General features: G+C 62.7%; 1 pseudogene. It reads left to right on the forward strand.

Features of this window, described 5'->3' with window-relative positions:
* Positions 1-205 (forward strand): annotated as a pseudogene (locus QP381_RS09070) (ubiquitin-like domain-containing protein); the annotation flags it as partial.
* Between the last annotated feature and the right edge of the window lie 63 nt (positions 206-268).

Raw genomic sequence — 268 nt, forward strand, 5'->3', positions numbered from 1 at the left:
GCACTGGAACCCCTATGCCGCTAACGCCTGGTCAGGCGCCTACGGTATTCCGCAGGCTCTCCCCGGATCGAAAATGGCATCTGCCGGTGCTGACTGGCAGACGAATCCGGCCACGCAGATCACGTGGGGCCTGGGATACATCGCCGGCCGCTACGGAACCCCATGCGGCGCGCTTGGGCATTCCAATTCTGTCGGTTGGTACTGATCCGCGCTCACGCGATACCCTCGTGACGTGAACGAAACAGACGAACGATCCGCGCTGCTGGGA

Source organism: Pauljensenia sp. UMB6358, from assembly GCF_030216865.1.
Lineage (GTDB): Bacteria > Actinomycetota > Actinomycetes > Actinomycetales > Actinomycetaceae > Pauljensenia > Pauljensenia turicensis_A.